Below are 20299 nucleotides of genomic sequence, written 5' to 3'. Positions count from 1 at the left end.
AACCTAAACTATTTCAAGCGCCGCCACTGGAAACGCCCGCCTTCGAGGCGTAGTTCTCAAGGGCGCATTTTCTGACCCACCCCGTCCATCCCGCGCATTTGAAAGGACCGATCCATGACTGTCTGGCTCCCCTCCCTGATCACGAAAACCCCGCAAGAAGGCTACGATCTGGCCGTCAAACTCAGCCGCGTCGCCGTCAAATTGACCCAACCAGACGCCGCGATCCGCGAGAAACTGCGCCCCGAATACGCCGAGAATTTCGACGCCCTGATCGCCTCCAGCCAGGTCGTTGCCACCAATTTCGCCACCGTCGCCGCCGCCAACGGATACTGGAAAGACACCGCGTCATGACCCGGGTCGAGGTCAATCAAGACGGGTTTGTCATCGACGCGACCCTGCTTGCCGAAGCCTTCAATCTGAACCCCGAAGACATCCAACCGCTGCTGCGCACCGAACAGATCACCTCGATCTGCGAAGCCGGCGTCGATGACGATGCGGGCCGTTCCCGCCTGACCTTTCACTACCGCGATCAGACCGTCCGATTTGTGGTCGATCAGGCGGGACACGTCCTCAATCGAACACGCTTTCCCGCCCGCGCCCGCCCCACCACCACCCCGCAAACACGCTGAGCCAACCCCAAGGTGCCCCGATGACCCAAACAACGTCCGAACTCAGTCGCCAATGGAAGGGCCCGGCGGTGTTCTCTTTCGGCTTCCGCCCGTTCTTCCTGTTTGGCGCCGTCTGGGCTGCCCTTGCCATGCTGGTGTGGATTTTTCTGCTGGCCGGCACGTTCACGCTGCCAACCCGGTTTGAACCGGTCTCCTGGCACGCGCATGAATTCCTGTTCGGCTACCTCAGCGCGATCATCGCCGGGTTCTTGCTGACCGCCGTCCCCAACTGGACCGGGCGCCTGCCGGTCGTCGGCTGGAACCTCGCGGCGCTGTTCTCGATCTGGGTGGCAGGACGCATCGCAATCGCCACCTCCGCGCTCTGGCCGCTCGGGGTCGCCGAGGTCATTGACCTTGCCTTTCCCATCGCGCTCGGCGGCGTCATCCTGCGCGAGATCTTTGCCGGCAAGAACTGGCGCAACCTTGTCGTCGTGGCGCTTCTGGCGGTCTATGCACTGGCAAATCTGCTGTTCCACATCGACGCCGCACGCGGCGATATCGCCGCACAGGGGATCGGCCTGAGGATCGGCGTCGCGGCCGTCATCATGATGATCTGTGTCATTGGTGGCCGCGTGGTTCCGTCCTTTACCCGCAACTGGCTGGCGCAGCGCAAGGCCGAACGCCTGCCCGTTCCGCCGATGCAGGTCTTTGACAAGGTCGTCCTGTGGGCCACCGGTCTGGCCTTGCTGAGCTGGATCATCGCACCCGCCCATATGATTGCGGGCGGCGCGCTGCTGATCATCGGCATGCTGCACACGGTTCGCTTGCTGCGCTGGCAGGGGCTTCAGACCGGAGCCGAGGCGCTGCTTTGGGTGCTCCATCTGGGCTATGCATTTGTGCCGCTCGGCGCGATTTTGGCGGGGTTGGCGATTTTGCGGCCTGATATCTTTCCGGCCATCGCCACGCAGCATCTGTGGATGGCCGGGGCCTTTGGTCTGATGACCCTGGCGATGATGACCCGCGCCACTTTGGGACACACCGGCCAAAGCCTTCATGCGGGTGGCGGAACGCTGGCGATCTATGTGTTTCTGGTCGGCTCGGTGCTGGCCCGGCTCGCGGCGGCGATCTGGGATGGGCAGGCGATGGCGCTTTATATGCTGGCCGGAACCCTGTGGATCGCGGCGTTCCTCGGCTTTGCCATTGCCTACGGGCCATGCCTTTTGAAGCCGAGACCTGCCCGGCGCTAAAAGGAGCGCGGCATGGTCAGATCGCGATGTTCGGAGAGTGGAGCGGGCGGCGGGAATCGAACCCGCGTCATCAGCTTGGAAGGCTGAGGTCTTACCATTACACAACGCCCGCGCTACGGATTGTTAGCTAAGTCATGGGCTTTCCGGCGTCAAGTGTCTGCGCCAGGAAAGCCCGCCACGTCGGTCGAATCCTGAACCCGCTGAAAACCGTCATGGGTCAGCCGATGCACCGATCCGAACCACCGCACCTGCGCGTGTGGTTTGGCAGCCGGCAACGATTCGTGCCGGAATCGTGGCCGTTGGCCGGAATGCGCCCGGCGCGATCTCCATCCCCGTTGCACCCGACAGGACAGCGCAATAGGTTGACCGAAACCGGAACAGGAGACACCCCATGACCGCATTGCATGATCACATCGACCCCGGCGGGCTTGATGAATTCTCGGTGGTTTTTACCGACCGCTCGCTCAACCATATGTCGGCCCGGTTCCAGCAGGTCATGCGCGACGTGTCGGGCTTGCTGAAAGAGGTGTATAACGGCACCTCTGTCGCGCTGATCCCCGGTGGCGGCACCTATGCGATGGAATCCGTCGCGCGCCAGTTCGGCCGTGGCGACGTGCTGGTGGTCCGCAACGGGTTGTTCAGCTTCCGCTGGAGCGCAATTTTCGGCGCGGGCCAGATGCCCGACGGCGAAACGGTGATGAAGGCGCGCGCCACCGGCAACGGCGCCACCGAGCCCTTTGCCCCGGCCCCGATCCGTGAGGTCACCGCCAAGATCCGCGAGGTCCAGCCCAGTGCGGTCTTTGCGCCGCATGTGGAAACGGCGGCCGGGTTGATCCTGCCGGACGACTATATCAGGGCCATGGCCGAGGCCGCGCATGAGGTGGGCGCACTGATGGTGCTCGATTGTATTGCCTCGGGCTGTGCCTGGGTCGATATGGCCGATCTGGGCGTCGATGTGCTGATCTCGGCCCCGCAAAAAGGCTGGAGCGCCTCGCCCTCGGCGGGGATCGTGGTCATGGGGCCGCGCGCCGAGGAACGGCTGGAGGCGACCACCTCGGACAGCTTTGCGCTGGACCTGAAGAAATGGCGTGCGATCATGAAAGCCTATGAGGACGGCGGCCATGCCTATCACGCCACGATGCCAACCGACGCGCTGGTCGGTTTTCGCGATGCGATGTTAGAAACGCGCGACATGGGGTTCGAGGCGGCACGCGCCGCGCAATTCGAGCTGGGCGACTCGGCGCGCGCGTTGTTGGCCCGCAAAGGCCACAAACCCATTGCCGCCGAGGGGTTCGGCGCACCGGGTGTCATCGTGTGCTTCACCGACCGCGCCGACCTGCAAAACGGCTCCGCCTTTGCCAAGGCCGGGTTCCAGATCGCGGCGGGCGTGCCCCTGATGATCGACGAGGGACCGGCGTTCAAGACCTTCCGCATCGGACTGTTCGGCCTGGACAAGCTCAAGGACGTGCCCGGAACGCTGGCGCGGTTGGAGGCCGCACTCGACGCCGTGGCCTGAAATGCGGCTGTTGCTCGCGACGGTTTTGGTGATGGTGGCCTTTGCCGCCAATTCCTTGCTGAACCGCGCGGCCGTTGGCACGGGGGAAATCGGCGCCATGCCGTTTGCCTTGATCCGCGTCTGCGCCGGGGCCGTCGTGTTGGCCGTCTTGGCCCAAGCGCGCCCGACATGGGCCAATCTTGGCCCGGCGTTGGCGCTGTCGCTCTATCTGGTGGGGTTCTCGCTGGCCTATCTGGCGATCGACGCGGGCATTGGCGCGCTGATCTTGTTTGCGGGCGTACAATTGACCATGTTGACCGGCGCGGTGATCGGCGCAGAGCGCCCACCCCTGCGCCGCTTTGCCGGGGCGGCTGTGGCGCTGGTCGGTTTGGGCGTGCTGTTGTGGCCAGGGTCCGAGGGTGCGCCCGCGCTTCTTCCGGCGCTGTTGATGGGGGGCGCGGCCCTGGGTTGGGGCCTCTACTCGCTCGCGGGTCGCAAAGCCACGCATCCGGTGTGCGCCACGGCGGCAAATTTCCTGCTGGCGGTGCCGATTGTCGGGGCCGCGACGCTGCCCTTTGGCTGGGGTGCGCCCAGCACCACCGGATTGGCGCTGGCGGTCGCGTCAGGGGCGCTGACATCGGGGCTGGGCTATGCAGTCTGGTATGCGGTGCTGCCACAATTGGGCGCGGCGCGGGCGGCAGTGGTGCAACTCACGGTTCCGGTGATCGCCATTGTTGCGGGCGTCATTCTGCTGGGCGAAACCCTGAGCACAACGGCTGCGTTGGCCTGTGCCGTGGTCTTGGCCGGCGTGGCAATGGCCGTGTTTCCCGCGCGGCGATAACGCACACAACGCAGCAAAATGCGCTGCACCACATGGCCGGAGACCCAGATTTGCTTGAAATGGTCGGGGCGATAGGATTCGAACCTACGACCTACGGTACCCAAAACCGTCGCGCTACCAAGCTGCGCCACGCCCCGACTTGCGCCTCATAGCCCATGCTTCCGGCGCTGAAAAGGGCAAACTATCACTTAGTTGCAGGGCCAGGCTGCCGTTTCCTGATCAATCACTGGATGACGCAGCTCTGCGCCCACATCGAGACCCAAAACATCCGACATTCCGCCATTGATTTCCAGCACATAGCGAATTCCGTCACCGCCATCGATACCCGTGCGATCCAGGGGAATCGCGTTGCGATGAAGCCTTTGCACGACGCCCGCGTCATCGAGAAACAGCATATCGAGCGGAATCAGCGTGTTTTCCATCCAGAAAACAGCGCGCTGCGGCGCCTCGAAGACAAACAACATCCCCGAGAAGCGCGGCATCGCCGCGCGGTGCATCAAGCCGGTTGCGCGTTCTGCATCCGTATCGGCGATTTCGACCGCGAAGGACGCCTGCCCACTGGGGCCGCGCAGGGTGACCCGGTTTTCGGCGCAGGATTCAGCCGCCGCCCCCGAAACCCCCGAAGCCCCCGACAACAACAGCCCGAATACCAACACGCCGCTGGCCCAGATCTTGCGCATCATAGCGGTGTTTTCCCTCAGGACTTAGGTGTTCTTGTTCAGCGCCGCTTCCCACGACGCGATGGCCACAGCCATGCGGCCCCGCTCACCATCGCTGATTCGCAAGCCCACGGCTTCACCCGGTTGTAGCTCTGCAAAGCCGGATTTGCGCAACACTTCCATGTGAATGAACACATCTTCCGGCCGACCGAAGATGTTGGCAAAGCCAAAGCCCTTGACCTTGTCGAACCATTTCACCCGGGCCGGTTCCAGCGGCAGGTGCGACGCATCCGCGGAATAGAGAGCCAGCCCCATCGGATCGCTGTCGTTCTCGCCGGCGGGTGGCGTGACCTCGAACACCTCCACCGCCTGCAGGCCGCGCTGGGTCTCCTGAACCGATACGACGATCCCCGCCCGATCACAGACAGAACTCTGCCCGAAGTTGCGCAATGCATTGACGTGAAGCAAAATGTCCGGGCCGCCAGAGTCAGAGACAATGAAGCCAAATCCCTTTGCAGGATCAAACCATTTAATACTTCCACGAATGCGTGGCATGCACCGTTCCATCTCGACCATTGACTGTCCCAACCCAATTCGAAATCAACCTTGGCGGTTTGCTTCGTTGCATTTTGCACCATTTCCCACCCGGTTACAATTCACGAAGCGCCAATTTCACGGGTTCAGGCGGGCTATTTGCCACGGGTCACCGGTTCCGCGTCGCTGAAAGCGGAAACGGTCATGCAATCGGAACGCGCCATCGGCCCAAAACTCGATTTCCAGTGGTACAATCCGAAAACCGCCCCAAAATGGCGGTCTTGGCGGATTTGTTCCATGTTTCAGACCCAGTTTCGCGACCTCCGCCATGAGCGATCCACGCGACGTCAATGGTTTTGACTGGTCCGACGCCCATGCGCCAAGCCGGGATTGCAGCGACCTCGAGGCATAATAGGCATCGGCTTGCGGGCCGTCCTCGCGGGTGACCACGCCGCGCACCCGAACCTGCCGACGCAGCGATTTCCAGTGCATCACAAACGCCGCCTTGCCCGACTGCGCGATCTCCTGCCCCTTGGCGCTGTTGTAATTCGTGTAGAAAACGAACGCGGCGTCTTCGATCTCTTTCAACAACACCATGCGCACATTGGGCAGGCCGTCGGCATCCACCGTCGCCAGCGCTATGGCATTCGGGTCGTTGGGTTCACTCGCGTCCGCTTCGGCAAGCCAAGAGCGGGCAATGGCAAACGGATCGTCGCCGGCAAAAATCCCGGTGCGCTGCTGCGCGTCTGCGGAACTGGTCATGGGGTCCCCCTCAACTGTCACGCCACACCCTCGCAAGTTTTCCCGGTATCTTGCAAGAGCGCACACCCTTGATGCGCTGTAACCTTTGGCCTAATGCTTGAGACAGATTTCATGAATTCCGGAGAGCACGATGTCAGCAGGACTAATGGAGGGCAAACGAGGCCTGATCATGGGACTCGCCAACGACAAGTCCATCGCCTGGGGCATTGCGCAGGCGCTGGCGTCGCATGGCGCGGAACTGGCGTTCAGCTATCAGGGCGAGGCGTTGAAAAAGCGCGTGCTGCCCCTGGCCGAGCGCCTTGGCACACCGCACCTGTTCGAATGTGACGTGGCCGACATGGCCTCGGTCGACAGCCTGTTCGCGGGCCTCAAGGACCTGTGGAGCGAGATCGACTTTATCGTCCACGCCATTGGCTTCTCGGACAAAAACGAGCTGCGCGGTCGCTATGTCGACACCTCGCACGCCAATTTCATGATGACGATGGACATTTCGGTCTATTCCTTCACCGCCGTCGCCCAGCGCGCCGCCGCCATGATGCCGAAGGGTGGCAGCATGCTGACGATGACCTATTACGGTGCCGAGCAGGTGATGCCGCATTACAACGTGATGGGCGTGGCCAAAGCCGCGCTGGAGGCCTCGGTGAAATACATCGCCGAGGATCTGGGCAAGGACGGCATTCGCGTGAATGCCATTTCCGCCGGGCCGATCAAGACGCTGGCCGCCAGCGGCATTGGCGATTTCCGCTACATCATGAAGTGGAACGAGTTGAACTCGCCGCTGCGCCGCAACGTGACGCAAGAGGAAGTCGGCAAGGCCGCCGTCTATCTGCTGTCCGACCTTGGCAGCGGCACCACGGGCGAAAACCTGCACGTTGACGCAGGCTATCATGTCGTCGGCATGAAGGCCGTCGACGCGCCGGATATCGCCACCGTCACTCATCAACCCGGCGCCAAGGAGTAACCCATGACCGATCGCCTTCCCCATGAACGCGGCTTTCATGTCAGCTGGGACCAACTGCACCGCGATGCGCGCGCCCTGGCGTGGCGCTTGCAGGGTCGCGGGCCCGATGATGGCAACTGGCGCGCCGTTGTCGCCATTACCCGCGGCGGCATGGCGCCGGCGATGATCGTGGCGCGCGAGTTGGATATCCGGGTGGTCGATACTGTCTCGGTGAAAAGCTACGACAAACAGACGCAGCGCGAGGCGCATGTGCTCAAGGCACCGAACCCTGACATCATCGAAAATGGCGGCGAAGGCGTGTTGATCGTCGATGATCTGGTGGACACCGGAAAAACCCTGGAACTGGTCCGGTCGCTCTATCCCAAAGCGCATTTCGCGACGGTCTACGCCAAGCCCAAAGGCAAGCCACTGGTGGAAACCTATATCACCGAGGTCAGCCAGGACACCTGGATCTTCTTTCCATGGGACATGGCGCTGCAATACGTTGAGCCCTTCCGCGGAACGGATTGATCCGGATGGCCGAACCGGTTTTCCCACGCCTGACCTTTCACGGCGCGGCGCGCGCGGTGACGGGATCTTGCCACAGGCTTGAGACAGCCAGCGGAACCATCTTGATTGACTGCGGCATGTTCCAGGGTTCGAAGACCGAGAAAGAACTGAATTACCGGCCCTTTCCGTTCAAACCTTCCGCCATTGACGCCGTGCTCCTGACCCACGCCCATATCGACCATTCGGGCCTGTTGCCCAAACTGGTGCATGACGGTTTTGACGGCGTGATTCACGCCACCGCCGCAACCGCGGATCTGGCGGGCGTGATGCTGCCCGACAGCGCCCATATCCAGGCGATGGAGGTCAGGCATCTCAACCGACGCCGTGCGCGCTGGCAAGACCAAGATATCACGCCGATCTATGATGACAACGACGTCAAACGCTGCCTGAACCAGATGCGCGGGCACGGATATGGCGACTGGTTCACCGTCCTGCCCGGCGTTCAGGCCCGGCTGTGGAATGCGGGGCATATGCTGGGCTCGGCCTCGGTCGAACTCGAGGTGATGATCCCCGGCCATCACACACCGATGCGCGTGCTGTTTTCCGGCGATATCGGCCCCGCCTACAAGCTGCTGCATCCAGACCCCGAGGGACCCTCGGGTGTCGATTATCTGATCTGCGAAAGCACCTATGGCGGCACCGACCGCCCGTCCGCCTCGGTTGACATGCGCCGCCTCCTCTTGCGCGACGAGGTCAAGGCCGCCATGCGCCCCGATGGAGTCCTGCTGATCCCCTCCTTTGCGGTCGAGCGCGCCCAAGAGCTGATCTCCGACCTGACCCGCCTGATGGCGGACGGCGACCTGCCCGAAATTCCGATCTATGTGGACAGCCCGATGGCCTCGCGCGCCACCGAGGTGTTTCACCGTCACAGCAGGTCGCTTGAGAACGGCCCCGCCTTCGACCGCGCCCTCCACGCGCCGCAACTCAACTTCACGCATGACGTCGAGGACAGCAAGGCGCTGGACTATGTGACCGGCTTCCACATCATCATCGCCGCGTCAGGCATGTGCGAAGCGGGTCGCATCCGGCATCGACTGAAACGCTGGCTCTGGCAGGATGCCGCGACGGTGCTGTTCGTCGGCTATCAGGCCAACGGCACGCTGGGTCGCATCTTGCAAGATGGCGCAAGAATCGTGCGGATTCAGGGGGATACCTACGATGTCCGGGCCCGCTTGCGCAGCATTGACCTTTACTCGGGCCATGCCGACGGTCCCGAACTCGACGCCTGGATCGCCGCCCGAGGCCCGATCTCCGGCGCCTTGTTTCTCACCCATGGCGAAGAACCCCCGATGGAAGCCCTCGCCGCCCGCATCGCGCCACGCCTCGCCGAGACCCCGGTGCTGCGCCCGGTTCTGGACGAAGGCTTCGACCTTACCCCTGCCGGGCCGCGCGCCAATACCCAAGCCGCAGAGCCCCGCATCCGCCCGGAACAGGTTGGCCGGCTGGATTGGCACAATGACGTGTCGAAACTGTTCCTCGACCTGAACGAATCACTCAGCACCACAACCGACGAAAAATCGCGCAACGTGCTGATCCGCGCCGTGCGCCGCGCGCTTGATGACTGGTCGGAAACTCACGGCGGCTGACACACCACCCGGCACGTCTTCGTTCTCCAAATATCCCGGGTGAGCCGCCAACGGCGGCGAGGGCAGAGCCCTCAACACACGCGCCGCCCGAAGGCGGCGCTCAGGAAACCTGCCGCGCATCGCGGCTCAGTTTAACAACACAAGGCTCAACGGCGACGGTCGCGGCGGCTTTGCATCGGCTGGAATGCCACCGAGACATGCGCCTCGCAATAGGGCTTTCCCGCAACCGACGGCAATCCACAGAACCAGAATTCTTCCGTCGCCGGGTCGCCGATCGGCCATTTGCAGGTGCGCTCGGTCAATTCCATCAGATGCAGCTTTTTCGCGGTCTTCTCGACTTCGCGCACGCTGGCCAGTGTTTCCGCGGAAATCTCATTGGCCGAGGGTTGAGGCGGCAGGGGTTGCCCTGCCGGAACGATCGGGCGACGCCCGGTAATCACTGTGACATTCGCGGGCGGCGGCGTCGGTGCGGCGGGGGCTGGCTCTCGGGTCGACACGGGCGCTGCGGCCTGCGGCGCGGGCGCGGGCTCGGGCGCGGCCGGTTCTGCCTCGGGTGCTTTCGGCGCAGGCTTTGGCGCGGGGGCTTCGGCCTTGGCAGGGGCGGCAGCCGCCGGAGCCTCGGCGGCGGCTTTCACCTCGGCCTTGCCGGAACTGTCGGTTCCTCGGCTCGACAAACCAAGCCGGTGTACTTTGCCGATCACGGCATTGCGCGTGACAGACCCCAATTCCTTGGCGATCTGCGAGGCCGATTTGCCTTCGGCCCACATGGTTTTGAGCAATTCGACCCGATCGTCGGTCCAGGACATGCTTGGTGCTCCGCAAGAAGGGGTCCGCCAATCGGACCCTGTGTGTCATTTCCCCCTATTGTATCGGGGACACGCTGAGATACAAGCGGTGCGCACCGAAGGCAATGCCCAGCATGGAGAAGTCCGCATGACCGTGACCCATCAACCCGCCCCCGACGGCACCTCTCTGCGGCAGGTCGGCGCGCCGCATCAGGCGATGGGGGCGCGCCGATTTGGCCGGGTCAACTGGTTGGGTCTGTGGACCCTCGCCGCGCGCGAGACCCGCCGTTTCATGGCCGTCTGGCAGCAAACCGTGGCCGCCCCCCTGGTCACTGCCGGTTTGTTTCTGGCGGTGTTCACGCTGGCCTTGGGCGCCACCCGCGGTCCGGTGATGGGCGTGCCCTTCATTGCCTTTCTCGCGCCGGGCATCATGATGATGTCGGTCATCCAGAATGCCTTTGCCAATACCGCCTCGTCGATTGTCGGGGCCAAGGTGATGGGCAATATCGTCGATACGCTGATGCCACCGCTGTCCCCTGCGGAACTGGTGGTGGGTTTTCTGGCCGGTGGCGTGGCGCGTGGCCTGCTGGTGGCCGTGGTGATCATTCTTGGCACCGGTCTGGCGCTTGGCCTTTGGCCCGCGAACCCGCTCTGGCTTTTTGTGATCTTGCTGATCGGATCCTGCATGTTGGGCGCTCTGGGCATTGCCGCGGGCATCCTGTCGCAAAAATTCGACCAGATTGCCGCCATCACCAATTTCGTGGTGACGCCGCTGTCCTTTCTGTCGGGCACGTTCTACACACTCGAGGCCCTGCCCCCGTTGATGCGCGCCATCAGCCACGCCAACCCGATCTTCTATCTGATCGACGGCGCGCGTTATGGCTATCTTGGCCGGTCCGACAGCGATCCGGTGCTGGGGCTGACCGTCACTCTGGGGACTACGCTGGCGTTGTGCCTTCTGTCCTGGGTCTGGTTGAAGCGCGGATATCGCCTGAAACCCTGAACAGCCTGTGACAAATCGCTGCATTCTCTGGACCATCCCTCGAAAACAACATAAAATGATCTGACATGCTGGATATATCTATCCGTGGGACGCAGCATTCCCGCATAAACAGAGAGTTTGCAACATGATGAAAACAGTCGCTCTTTCCGCATTGACCGCCTTGACGATGGGCTTTTCGGCAACCACCGCCTTCGCCGGTGACGCTGCCGCCGGTGAGCGGGATTGGCGTGGATGCCGCAGCTGCCACGGGATTACCGCTGATGATGGTACTGTCATCCAGCGTGGCGGACGCACCGGCCCGAATCTGTATGGCGTTGCTGGCCGCGCCGTGGCGTCGGTCGAAGACTTCAACTACAGCGAACCGTTGGCCCGCTATGGTGCGACCGGTGCGGTTTGGACCGAAGAACTGTTTGTCGAATACATGACAGATACGACCGAATTCCTGCGCCACCATTTGGACGACGATAGCGTGCGCTCGGCCATGAACTTCCGTCTGCGTTCGGGGGCTGAAGATATGTACGCCTATCTGGAAAGCCTTGCGCCCGCTGAATAAGGCCGATCGCCTCGACAACATCCGCCCCGCCATTCTGGTGGGGCGTTTGCCTTTGTTCAAGGCCGCGGGTCGCGCATGGCATGATGGCGCAGGGCCGCCATGCGCGCGAATTTCACCGTCAGCACCTTGCGGCGCGCCGCGGCGAGCGGCTGCAGGGGTGCCATGGTGATGACATCGCCAAAATAGTCATCGGCAACAATCAATCCGGTTTCCGCTGGCAGGATTTCGGTTGGGAACTCGGCAGGAACGGCCCAAAAGAAGCGGTCGCACCAGTCGAGATAGCCCTGCCATTTGTGGTCCGAGGTGAAATCCGCCCGGCACGACTTGCATTCAACCACCCAGATCTCGCCCTTTGGTCCCAGGCCCATCACGTCGACACGCAGGCCGGCGATGGGTGTGACCTCGTCGAGTGTCGCGAAATCATGGCTGCGCAGCAGGCGGCAAACGCCGCGCGCCAGTCGCTGACCGGCTTGCAATGTGCCTTGGGTATCCAAACGCGCCTCGTGTTCGATATCGTGCCTGCTGACAAACCATGCCCGCAATCAAACGCCGGCACGGGGCATCACCCCGATGCCGCCCCATGAGAATAAACAGGGAACAAACGCCCGCGCAAGGCCGAATTTGGCCCGATGCGATCTCATCCTCGGAACACCTCTTGAATGGCGCGCGCGGCGGGCCTATCTTGAGCGGTGGCGGGTTCTGCTCTTCTCGTGGACGGCCCTTTTCCAGTGGCCGATAAGCACTTCCGAGGGAGCTGGCTCTTCCAGGGTCCTGGCCTTGGTATCTGGCGCCCACCTGTTAAAACAGGCTCTCGGGAAATTCACGCCCGAAACGGCTGCTGCGGGCCCGCCACTTTTCTTCTCAGTGCCGCCCAGCGGCCGCACGCACCCGCACGGGTGTGTTTGTGGCCTGTGGCGCGCGGCGTCCACCGCGCGGACCTTTGTCCTCGGGCGCGGCCATCCGCATGATGGTGATCGCGAATTGCACGCCGGCAAAGACCAGACCGTTAAAGAAGAACAACAGCCCCGCCGCGATATAGCCGCCTTGCGTGGACATCATCAGGCCGCGCAGGTTGGCGACGTTGAAGCCCAGCAAGAGGGCCACGAACACCGCCGACAGCGCAAAGCCAATCGCCACCTGCACAAAGTACAGCTTGACCAGCTTTGGCAGACCCTCTGGCGTGGGCTCGAAATGATCGGGGGCATCATGGGTCATGGGGCGCTCCTTGGGTTAAGATCAAGATAGCGGCAGCCGGGCGGAATTTCCAGAGGCGACATCGCCGCAGCCGCCGCGCCTCAGACACGGTTTGGCGGGGTTTTGCCAAGCTTGAACGCCACCGCATTCTCGACCGCCATCAGGCCCATCTGGGTGCGCACCTCCAAGGCGGCAGTGCCCAGATGCGGCAGCAAGACCACGTTTTCCAGCGCGATCAGCGCGGGCGGCACCTTGGGTTCAAATTCGTAGACATCAAGGCCCGCCCCGGCGATCTGCCCCTGCTCAAGCGCCGCGATCATGGCCTTCTCGGCCACGATATCACCGCGCGCAATGTTGATCAGATGCGCGTGGGGTTGCATCGCGCGCAGCGCGGCGGCGTCGATCAGATGATGGGTTTCCGGCGTCGCAGGCACGGCGATCACCACCACATCCGATTGCGCCAGAAGCGTATGAAGATCGGTCGTGCCGCATGCATCCGGCAGGCCGTCGATCGTGCGTTCGGTGCGGGCATGATAGCGGATCGCCATGCCAAAGCCGAAATGTGCGCGTCTCGCAATCGCCTGCCCGATCCGCCCCATGCCGACAATGCCCAGCGTCTTGCCGCCCAGATGCATCCCCAGCATCTGCGTCGGATGCCAGCCCTGCCACTGCCCGGCGCGCAGCATCCGCTCGCCCTCCGAGGCCCGGCGCGCGCTCATCAAGATCAGCGTCATGGCGATATCGGCGGTCGCATCGGTCACCGCGCCGGGCGTGTTCGACACCTGCAATCCGGCCGCCTTGGCCGCGGCGACATCAATATGGTTGTAGCCGACACCGAAATTCGCCAGCATTTTGGCGCGCGGGGCCGGGCACGCGGCAAAGACCGGCGCTTTGAACAGATCGCCCAGGGTCGGCAGCACCACATCATACCCCATCAGCGCCTCGTGCATCTCGGCCGCGGTCAACGGCGCGTTCGAGGCGCGCACCGTCACGTCGAACGCGGCCCGCGCGGCAACAAGCACGGGCTCGGGCAAGGGCCGCGAGATGAACAGCTTCATCAGCACATCCTCTGGCCGTTGGGCACTTTGCGCTCCGGGCCGATGACCACGACCGCCTCGCCCGCGTCATGCAGACCCAGAATGAGAACTTCGGACATGAACGGCCCGATCTGGCGGGGCGGGAAATTCACCACGCCCAGCACCTGCCGCCCCAGCAAATCCTTGGCGCGGTAATGGGTGGTGATCTGCGCGCTGGAGCGCTTCACGCCGATTTCCGGCCCGAAATCGACGGTCAGTTTCCAGGCGGGCTTGCGCGCCTCGGGGAAATCCTCGACGGCGGTGACGGTGCCGACGCGGATATCGACCTTCAGGAAGTCGTCAAAGGAAATCGTCATTGGCCCAACTCCCGTGAGCGCTCTGCCGCGGCCTTGATCGCACGCGGCAGCAAGGCCGGGAATCCGGTCTCGGGGTTCATCAACACGCCCAGCGCCGCCGCGGTGGTGCCGTTGGGGGAGGTGACGTTGACCCGCAGTTGCGCGGGGCTTTCCGCGGCCGCCTCGGCCAGCGCCCCTGCTCCGGCCACCGTCGCCTTGGCCAGTTGCAAGGCCATCTCCTCGGGCAAGCCTTGGGCGACGCCCGCCGCGGTCATGGTTTCGATCAGGTGGAACACATAGGCCGGGCCAGAGCCGGACACCGCCGTCACCGCGTCCATTTGCGCCTCGGAGGTGAGCATGACCGTCTGGCCCACGGCGGCCATCAAGGCCCGGGCCAGATCCAACGCCGCGACGGGCACAAAATCATTGCCGATCAAGGCAGTAATGCCGCGACCCACGGCGGCGGGCGTGTTGGGCATGGCGCGCACGACGGGCGTGCCCGCGCCCAGAACGCGCTCGATTGTCGCCAAAGACGTCCCCGCTGCGATCGAAACAAACACCGTCGCGCCGCCGCCCAGCGCCTGCAATGCGGGCAGCGCGTCGCCCATCATTTGCGGCTTCACCGCCAGCACCGCCATCGCCGGACGCGCGGGCAAGGCGGTGTTCAGATGGACCCCGGTACCGCGCAACCAATCCGAGGGGTTGGGCTCCAACACCGTGACCGAAGCCGCCTCAAGCCCGTTCTGGAGCCAGCCTTGCAACAGGGCGGACCCCATCTTGCCGCAGCCCAAAAGCACCAGCCCGGCATTGTTCAATTCGCTCAGATCCATGATCGCCCCCCTGTCAAACCGGGGGGCAGGTTAGGCGCGCCCGTAGGCCTGTGCAATGGCGAGTTTCATCGCGTCCTCGGGCGCATGATCCGCCCAGGCCACCAGTTGAAACGCCGGGTAAAAGCGCTCACAGGCGGCGACGGCGGATTGGATCATCTGGTCGATCTGCTCGGGCGCGGCCATCTGTCCGCCCGAAAGCAACAAGCCATAGCGCCAGACCATCAGACGCTGCTGCGCCCAATAGGTAAAGCCGCCACCCCACACCATATCGTTGCTCAGATTGAGCGTTTCATAGAGCTCGCCCAGGCGGGCCTCGGGCGGTTCCATCTCGAAGGTGCAAATCAGCCGAAGCGTTTCATCCGAGCCGGACCACGCCAGCGTCAGGGAATAGCTGCGCCATTGGCCTTCGACCGCCATGGCAATCTGATCGTCGCCCACGCGGTCGAACTCCCACGCGTGATGTTCGGCCAGCGTTTCGACGATGTCGATCGGGTGGATCTCATCGGTCAGGGTATAGTCCTGGGACAGGGTCATGTCCTGGCACTTTCTGCTTTAGCCTCAACATTTGCCGATCCCACAATAGGCTGCGGGTGCTAGCAAGGTCCGGCGGTGTATACTCACCGCTCTTACTAGATATGGTGGGGTAAAACAGAAACCCTGTAAAGAGGAATTTCCTGTGGACAACCCGTCTATTCTGGCCGCCCCTTTGTAGCTCGCCAGCGAATACTGCAGAGTTTGACAGCGATAGTTGCAGCGAGAGCATTCTTCCGCCTATCCTTGACCCATGCCCATGGACTACCCTCTCTGTAGCCTCGCTGCGTACAGCGTAGCCTCGTTGCGTGCCCATGCATCGTTCACAAGGTCCTGCCACTGAATAACTTCAATGGAGCCGTTAACATCCCCTTGAAGGGGCATAAAGCGACCTTGGCCATTTGCGGATTTCGACCAGGTTGAAAGTTGCCGCTTCAAATCCCCCTCAATGTCTGCGACCACATAGCAGTAGAAAACGCAGTCTGGAGAGATGCGAATCCGCTGACGCTCGAAGCCTTCGATCTCGCCACCGCGCAGTTCATCAATGTACTTTGTGATCTGGAAGTGGATCTGGTCTTCGGGTCCATAGTGTGTTCGACCCGGTTTTTTGAATTCGACAATCATCACCTTGTCGAGCGGTTGGCTCGTATCAACGGCGGCGTCATTCCTGTAAGGGTCAATTACCCCGAGACCGCTGGCAAAATCCCACACGACCAAGTCAGAGCGATCGTGATTGTCCGAGCTCTTCATAAGTGCATCGAATCGTTTGTCTGATGAGAACGCTCTAGTGAACGCCAGCCGCTCGTCTAAGATCCAGAGATCGTGCGCGCGGGGGCGTTTTTCCGCGGCATCATTTCCCATGACGTACATTGGTACGATAAAGGAGTGCAGCGTTTTCTCCAGATGGAAATCGTCGTGCTTACCATCACGAATGCGCACTCGGTTAAGGAGCTTCCCCATGAGGTCCAAGACGAGCTTTCTGCGAACAACATGCTGCGCGAGAGCCAGTTGCTCGGAGGACTGAACTCCTTCGACGGCGGCCTGGAGCTGTGTTGCAAAGCTTTCGGTCACGTCGTCGCCGCTGTTCAACAGGGTAATGACATCTTCAATAGCATTTTGCCGGTCTTCATCGCGCCGAATCTGGTATTTCACCAGCCCCGTAGCAAACTGCTCGGGCGTTTGAGCATTGAAGGGAACCCGATCAAGTTGCACTTCAGGGTCCTCGAAACCATAGATGGGATGACGGGAGACAAACTCGTCATAATTGCTGCGCCGTTTCGCGATGTAACCTTCCATCTGGTCAGCCAAGACTGTCACCCGAATATGCTCGACGCACTTGCGAGATATTTCTTTTAGGATGCTTTCAGGAAGGTTAAAAGCAGTGCGACCCTCGTTCACCCGTTCGTCTAAATATTCGCTCGAAACGCAGCCGTGGAACAAAAGATCATCTCGACCGTTTGCAGACACAGTGGCCAAGCCCATTAGGCCGTCTACCTTCCGCGTCTCGACGGTGCGACCGTTTGCAAGCAAATGGAGCTGATGATTACCGTCGAGCCCTGTGCTCGCCTCTTTCTCGCACGCGAACCCATCGATGGAAAACGTGCCGTAGTCTTCTATCTCGAACGCGCCGGTTTTCAGGTCCCCGTCAACTACAAGGTCAGCAACAGCCTCAGGGTAGCTCGTAAAATCTCCATCCAAATTCACATGGACGCTTGCGCCACCACCTACCAGAAAATCAGCGATGAAATGTGCGCTGAAATAGCGTAGGAATGTATCCCTCTGCTTCGGAAAGGCTTTTTGGTAGCTCGCGCCTCGAAGGCCTTCGCAGACAATCGTGGTACCCACTTCCTTTCGACCATCGTAACCGTCGACGAGCTCAAGCTCTACGATTTGCTCTTCGTTGCACAAAGCAAAAGAGAAGCATCGCTGCTTCAACTCATCACCTTCGAGGTAGGCGCTTTCCACGCGTATGTGCTCGAATGCGTCTAGCCAAAAGAGGCGCCCAACACCCTTTCCGCCCCGCTTTCTTTTAAAGTCCGTGTCGATGGTTTGGAAAGCCTTGTATCGATCGCTGTCCAGTCCGATCCCGTTATCCGCGATTTCGACGCGAAATTTTGAGGGGTCGGACAGGTGATAGATATCAATTTTGACCTGTCCGCTGTGACCTGCCTCAACGGCTTCACGATCCTCGATGGCATAGAGTGCATTGCTGACAGCCTCAAACAACGGCTGCAGTGCTTGAGAGTAAGTTGCGGGTTTGGGCAGCTTTCGCACCCGATTTTCGATGTCTGGAATCAAATTAGGCAAAACACCACTCCCCTCTCTGGTCAATGGTGCAGTTTGCTGAAATCGCATCGAGAGTCACTCCCTAGCTGTACGACCACGGTCTGACAGGACGTAAGGACCGGCAAACTATGAGCCCGTCGACAACAGCCCATACCAACCCGCGAGCGGGCAGCTTCGCCAGCTCGACGCGCATTGTCGCGCGCGCCGCCTGGGCAAGGGTTTTTGTTGTCATCGATGGCCTCAGGTTCGTTGTGCGAACACAAGCAGGCGTGTTCCTCAGAGCGTCCATAATGTCAGATTGAAAAACCCGTCGCCCGTGCCAATTGCGGCGACGGCGTCTGCCTTGAGGCCGGTAGATGGGTCGGTAAATTCGACCACAACTGTGCCGTCTCGCGCGCCGACTGGAGCAGCGTAGCTGCCGATTGTCGGGATCAGTCTGCGCCAGGCGGCATTGCCGTTACGGGTTTTGGTGACATGACCTAGGGGATAGGCACCGTCCACACCCAGAGGGACGCGGTCGACCGTTAGCGTGAGTGCCGAATTCGCATAGGACAGTGAACGGATGCCCGAAGCAATGTAGGAGCCGACAATACTCCACGATCCATTGCTGCATCCGATGAGCCCCGCAGCCACCACGCGCAGGGTGCCGCGATGTCCGCCGATACACTGCACTGATGGCCAGGTAAACTGACACGTACCAGCCCCGCCCGTAAAAACCCCCGCCGAGAACCGAATGTAGGCATCGGGCGTTGCACCCAGAGGCACGGTGTAGCGCAGCACATATTCACGCCACGCATCCGACACGATTGGCTCTGTCACACTCCTAACAAGCGGGTCGTTGCCTGGTATCGCATCGTAGTGGTCGATTGCCAGTGCGCCGTTGCCGATCAATAATCCGTCTGTGATCCGCGCCCAGCAGCGGAATTCATATGTTTCGCCGGGATGTGCGGCGACCTCAAATGACTGACGCGATGAAACACCAACAGTCGATGTGGCTGTCATGACGCCGTCAAGTACGCTCGCTGATCCTATTGCGACCCAATTGGCCCAGCCGCTGCCCAGTGCGATTTGTGTCATTGGGTTTGCTCCGTCTTGAGAAAATAATCGGCCATCACGCGATGGCATCCCGCCGCGCGCAGCGCCGCCACTTGGTCAGGCTTGTTCGGCGTCCAGCCCAGAATGCCCACGCCAATATTGGCGAGATCGGACACCACGCTGTTTGTTATATTTGGGAAATAGACCCCCGCCTCGGCTCGACCGAGTGCGGACACAATGCTGATATTCGACCAGAACGTTGCGTCCGCAGTGGTCGCGAAATATGTCAGAGCGCAGGCTTCATCCAAGCTCCGCACACGCACCAGATCAGCGGTTGCGCCTGTTTTGCCGTAGTGGACCTGCGCCGAAAGACCCGCCGACTGAAACAGCGCGACAATGGTGTCCACATCGTCGATGTTGCGCAGGTTTTTGAGCTCTGGGTAGACCCGCACGCCCGCGCGGGCCAGAACCGGCAGCACGTCGATAAGCGGTGTCAGGCCCATGTCCCACGGCGGGTTCATGCTGCTATCAATCCGCAGCGCGCCGAGTTCTTCATCATCTATCGCGGTAAACGTACCCGTGCCATCCGTCACGCGGTCAACCGTGCTGTCATGGTGCAGCCAAGGTGTGCCGTCAGCACTCATCGAAATATCGAATTCGATGCTCCGAGCGCCACGGGCAATGGCGTATTCAATCGCCAGCAGCGTGTTCTCAGGCGCGTCATAGGCGAAACCGCGATGTGCAATCACCTCAAGTTCCGGTGCCGCCTTAATGAAGCTTGTGACCGCGCGGCTGACCGCGTTCGCAGCACTCTCTGCGATGATCGGCGCGACCACGCTTGCCGTGGGCACATGCGCCCAATTTGCGGCAAATGTCGAGGTGCTGGGCGTGTTGATCAGCGCCAACAATTGGTCGCCAATTACAAACACCTGACCGTCCACAGTGCCTGGAACCGACACGTCCCAGCGGTCGCCCGCCTGAACCGAGGATGATGGAAACGAACCCGCAGAGGCGTCCCAGAGGCCACGTTGCCGCGAGCCTGCTGACAACGCGTCGAGTTGCGATTGTAAGTCCGCTGTGATGTTGGAAAGTTCACCCTCGGCGGCCATCGCGCGTGACGCCTCGCTGACAACGCGCCCGTTCAGGGCGTCGAGCCGCGCCGTCGCAATAGCGCTGATCGGTAGATCACCATACCACACCCAACCTTCGGAGGTCTTTTTGTAGAGCCCACGATTGGCCTCGACGGGATCGCCCCAAACCGCCGCGCGCGTGCCCTCGTCCGAGAGGTCGGCAGACAAAAGGGCGAGCGTCTCGTAATTAATCTGCGTGATCTCGAGCCCGAGCTGAGCTGCCAACTGGGTTGTTGGAACTTTGACAGTATTCCCGGCGCGGTTGCCAAGAACCTCGTCGAGCATAAACGAGGAGTTGATGTTAAGGGTTGTGACTCCTGCGGTCATCGCGACCTTCC

Annotated in this window: 23 protein-coding genes and 2 tRNA genes; 10 read left to right on the top strand and 15 right to left on the bottom strand. The window is 61.6% G+C overall.

The genetic code is table 11. The features are described 5' to 3' along the window. The first annotated feature begins 114 nt into the window (after window positions 1-114). From VDQ28_RS12690 to VDQ28_RS12680, 3 genes are read left to right on the top strand one after another with little or no spacing between them, the layout of a single operon-like run. Window positions 115-351 carry a hexameric tyrosine-coordinated heme protein gene (locus VDQ28_RS12690; protein WP_323036285.1) on the top strand — a complete coding sequence of 79 codons (237 nt, stop codon included), beginning with the start codon at window positions 115-117 and terminating at the stop codon, window positions 349-351. Next, the gene (locus tag VDQ28_RS12685) at window positions 348-629 is read left to right on the top strand and encodes a DUF6522 family protein (RefSeq protein WP_323036284.1); all 282 of its coding nucleotides are present in this window, start codon (window positions 348-350) and stop codon (window positions 627-629) included. The genes VDQ28_RS12690 and VDQ28_RS12685 overlap by 4 nt, the downstream gene beginning before the upstream one ends. Window positions 630-649: 20 nt before the next feature. Next, the gene (locus VDQ28_RS12680; protein ID WP_323036283.1) at window positions 650-1855 is read left to right on the top strand and encodes an NnrS family protein; all 1206 of its coding nucleotides are present in this window, start codon (window positions 650-652) and stop codon (window positions 1853-1855) included. 38 nt (window positions 1856-1893) lie between these two features. Here the strand turns inward: VDQ28_RS12680 and VDQ28_RS12675 are convergent. After that, a tRNA-Gly gene (locus VDQ28_RS12675) sits at window positions 1894-1967 on the bottom strand. Between the two features lie 279 nt (window positions 1968-2246). Between VDQ28_RS12675 and VDQ28_RS12670 the strand changes: the two genes are divergently transcribed. Together VDQ28_RS12670 and VDQ28_RS12665 are read left to right on the top strand one after the other, a co-directional pair. Continuing rightward, complete coding sequence (locus VDQ28_RS12670; protein WP_323036282.1) at window positions 2247-3371, top strand: aminotransferase class V-fold PLP-dependent enzyme; 1125 nt, start codon at window positions 2247-2249, stop codon at window positions 3369-3371. A 1-nt stretch (window position 3372) separates the two neighbouring features. Further along, entirely contained in the window at window positions 3373-4191 is an 819-nt protein-coding gene (locus tag VDQ28_RS12665; protein WP_323036281.1) for a DMT family transporter, read from the top strand. 60 nt (window positions 4192-4251) lie between these two features. Here VDQ28_RS12665 and VDQ28_RS12660 read toward each other — a convergent pair. The 4 genes from VDQ28_RS12660 to pdxH form a co-directional block, all read right to left on the bottom strand. Beyond that, window positions 4252-4328 (bottom strand) — tRNA-Pro (locus VDQ28_RS12660). 51 nt (window positions 4329-4379) lie between these two features. After that, window positions 4380-4874: a DUF192 domain-containing protein gene (locus VDQ28_RS12655; protein WP_323036280.1), complete on the bottom strand. Its 495-nt coding sequence runs from the start codon at window positions 4872-4874 to the stop codon at window positions 4380-4382. Window positions 4875-4895: 21 nt separating this feature from the next. Next, window positions 4896-5426 carry a cold shock domain-containing protein gene (locus VDQ28_RS12650; protein WP_323036279.1) on the bottom strand — a complete coding sequence of 177 codons (531 nt, stop codon included), beginning with the start codon at window positions 5424-5426 and terminating at the stop codon, window positions 4896-4898. Between the two features lie 96 nt (window positions 5427-5522). Beyond that, on the bottom strand, window positions 5523-6146 hold the full coding sequence (pdxH, locus tag VDQ28_RS12645) for a pyridoxamine 5'-phosphate oxidase (RefSeq protein WP_323036278.1): 624 nt from the start codon (window positions 6144-6146) through the stop codon (window positions 5523-5525). Between the two features lie 130 nt (window positions 6147-6276). Here pdxH and fabI point away from each other — a divergent pair, with 130 nt between their 5' ends. From fabI to VDQ28_RS12630, 3 genes are read left to right on the top strand one after another with little or no spacing between them, the layout of a single operon-like run. Continuing rightward, window positions 6277-7107, top strand: coding sequence for an enoyl-ACP reductase FabI (fabI, locus tag VDQ28_RS12640; RefSeq protein ID WP_323036277.1), 831 nt, complete (start codon window positions 6277-6279; stop codon window positions 7105-7107). A 3-nt stretch (window positions 7108-7110) separates the two neighbouring features. Next, complete coding sequence (gene gpt / locus VDQ28_RS12635) at window positions 7111-7617, top strand: xanthine phosphoribosyltransferase (protein WP_323036276.1); 507 nt, start codon at window positions 7111-7113, stop codon at window positions 7615-7617. Window positions 7618-7622: 5 nt separating this feature from the next. Then, complete coding sequence (locus VDQ28_RS12630; protein WP_323036275.1) at window positions 7623-9242, top strand: MBL fold metallo-hydrolase; 1620 nt, start codon at window positions 7623-7625, stop codon at window positions 9240-9242. Window positions 9243-9388: 146 nt separating this feature from the next. On the opposite strand, the gene VDQ28_RS12625 is transcribed toward VDQ28_RS12630, so the two are convergent. Continuing rightward, window positions 9389-10048 carry a GcrA family cell cycle regulator gene (locus VDQ28_RS12625; protein ID WP_323036274.1) on the bottom strand — a complete coding sequence of 220 codons (660 nt, stop codon included), beginning with the start codon at window positions 10046-10048 and terminating at the stop codon, window positions 9389-9391. Window positions 10049-10244: 196 nt separating this feature from the next. Here VDQ28_RS12625 and VDQ28_RS12620 point away from each other — a divergent pair, with 196 nt between their 5' ends. Both VDQ28_RS12620 and VDQ28_RS12615 read left to right on the top strand, forming a co-directional pair. Continuing rightward, on the top strand, window positions 10245-11030 hold the full coding sequence (locus VDQ28_RS12620; protein WP_323038119.1) for an ABC transporter permease: 786 nt from the start codon (window positions 10245-10247) through the stop codon (window positions 11028-11030). Window positions 11031-11154: 124 nt separating this feature from the next. Further along, window positions 11155-11583, top strand: coding sequence for a cytochrome C (locus VDQ28_RS12615; RefSeq protein WP_323036273.1), 429 nt, complete (start codon window positions 11155-11157; stop codon window positions 11581-11583). 56 nt (window positions 11584-11639) lie between these two features. Here VDQ28_RS12615 and VDQ28_RS12610 read toward each other — a convergent pair whose 3' ends face one another. The 9 genes from VDQ28_RS12610 to VDQ28_RS12570 form a co-directional block, all read right to left on the bottom strand. Then, complete coding sequence (locus tag VDQ28_RS12610) at window positions 11640-12077, bottom strand: MmcB family DNA repair protein (RefSeq protein ID WP_323036272.1); 438 nt, start codon at window positions 12075-12077, stop codon at window positions 11640-11642. Window positions 12078-12444: 367 nt separating this feature from the next. Further along, complete coding sequence (locus tag VDQ28_RS12605) at window positions 12445-12798, bottom strand: hypothetical protein (protein WP_323036271.1); 354 nt, start codon at window positions 12796-12798, stop codon at window positions 12445-12447. A gap of 80 nt (window positions 12799-12878) precedes the next feature. After that, window positions 12879-13835 carry a D-glycerate dehydrogenase gene (locus VDQ28_RS12600; RefSeq protein WP_323036270.1) on the bottom strand — a complete coding sequence of 319 codons (957 nt, stop codon included), beginning with the start codon at window positions 13833-13835 and terminating at the stop codon, window positions 12879-12881. Beyond that, window positions 13835-14170: a tRNA-binding protein gene (locus VDQ28_RS12595; protein ID WP_323036269.1), complete on the bottom strand. Its 336-nt coding sequence runs from the start codon at window positions 14168-14170 to the stop codon at window positions 13835-13837. The genes VDQ28_RS12600 and VDQ28_RS12595 overlap by 1 nt, the downstream gene beginning before the upstream one ends. Next, a complete protein-coding gene (gene proC / locus VDQ28_RS12590; protein ID WP_323036268.1) occupies window positions 14167-14979 on the bottom strand; it encodes a pyrroline-5-carboxylate reductase in 813 nt (270 codons plus the stop codon). Before proC ends, VDQ28_RS12595 begins: the two co-directional genes overlap by 4 nt. A gap of 30 nt (window positions 14980-15009) precedes the next feature. Beyond that, a complete protein-coding gene (locus tag VDQ28_RS12585) occupies window positions 15010-15513 on the bottom strand; it encodes a YbjN domain-containing protein (RefSeq protein ID WP_323036267.1) in 504 nt (167 codons plus the stop codon). Between the two features lie 261 nt (window positions 15514-15774). Beyond that, window positions 15775-17865 carry an ATP-binding protein gene (locus VDQ28_RS12580; RefSeq protein WP_323036266.1) on the bottom strand — a complete coding sequence of 697 codons (2091 nt, stop codon included), beginning with the start codon at window positions 17863-17865 and terminating at the stop codon, window positions 15775-15777. Between the two features lie 207 nt (window positions 17866-18072). Continuing rightward, window positions 18073-18873, bottom strand: coding sequence for a hypothetical protein (locus tag VDQ28_RS12575; RefSeq protein ID WP_323036265.1), 801 nt, complete (start codon window positions 18871-18873; stop codon window positions 18073-18075). Next, complete coding sequence (locus tag VDQ28_RS12570) at window positions 18870-20288, bottom strand: glycerophosphodiester phosphodiesterase (protein ID WP_323036264.1); 1419 nt, start codon at window positions 20286-20288, stop codon at window positions 18870-18872. Before VDQ28_RS12570 ends, VDQ28_RS12575 begins: the two co-directional genes overlap by 4 nt. Between the last annotated feature and the right edge of the window lie 11 nt (window positions 20289-20299).

It is taken from the genome of Pararhodobacter sp. (genome assembly GCF_034676545.1).
Taxonomy (GTDB): Bacteria; Pseudomonadota; Alphaproteobacteria; order Rhodobacterales; family Rhodobacteraceae; genus Pararhodobacter.
This window is presented reverse-complemented; position numbering and strand designations above follow the sequence as displayed.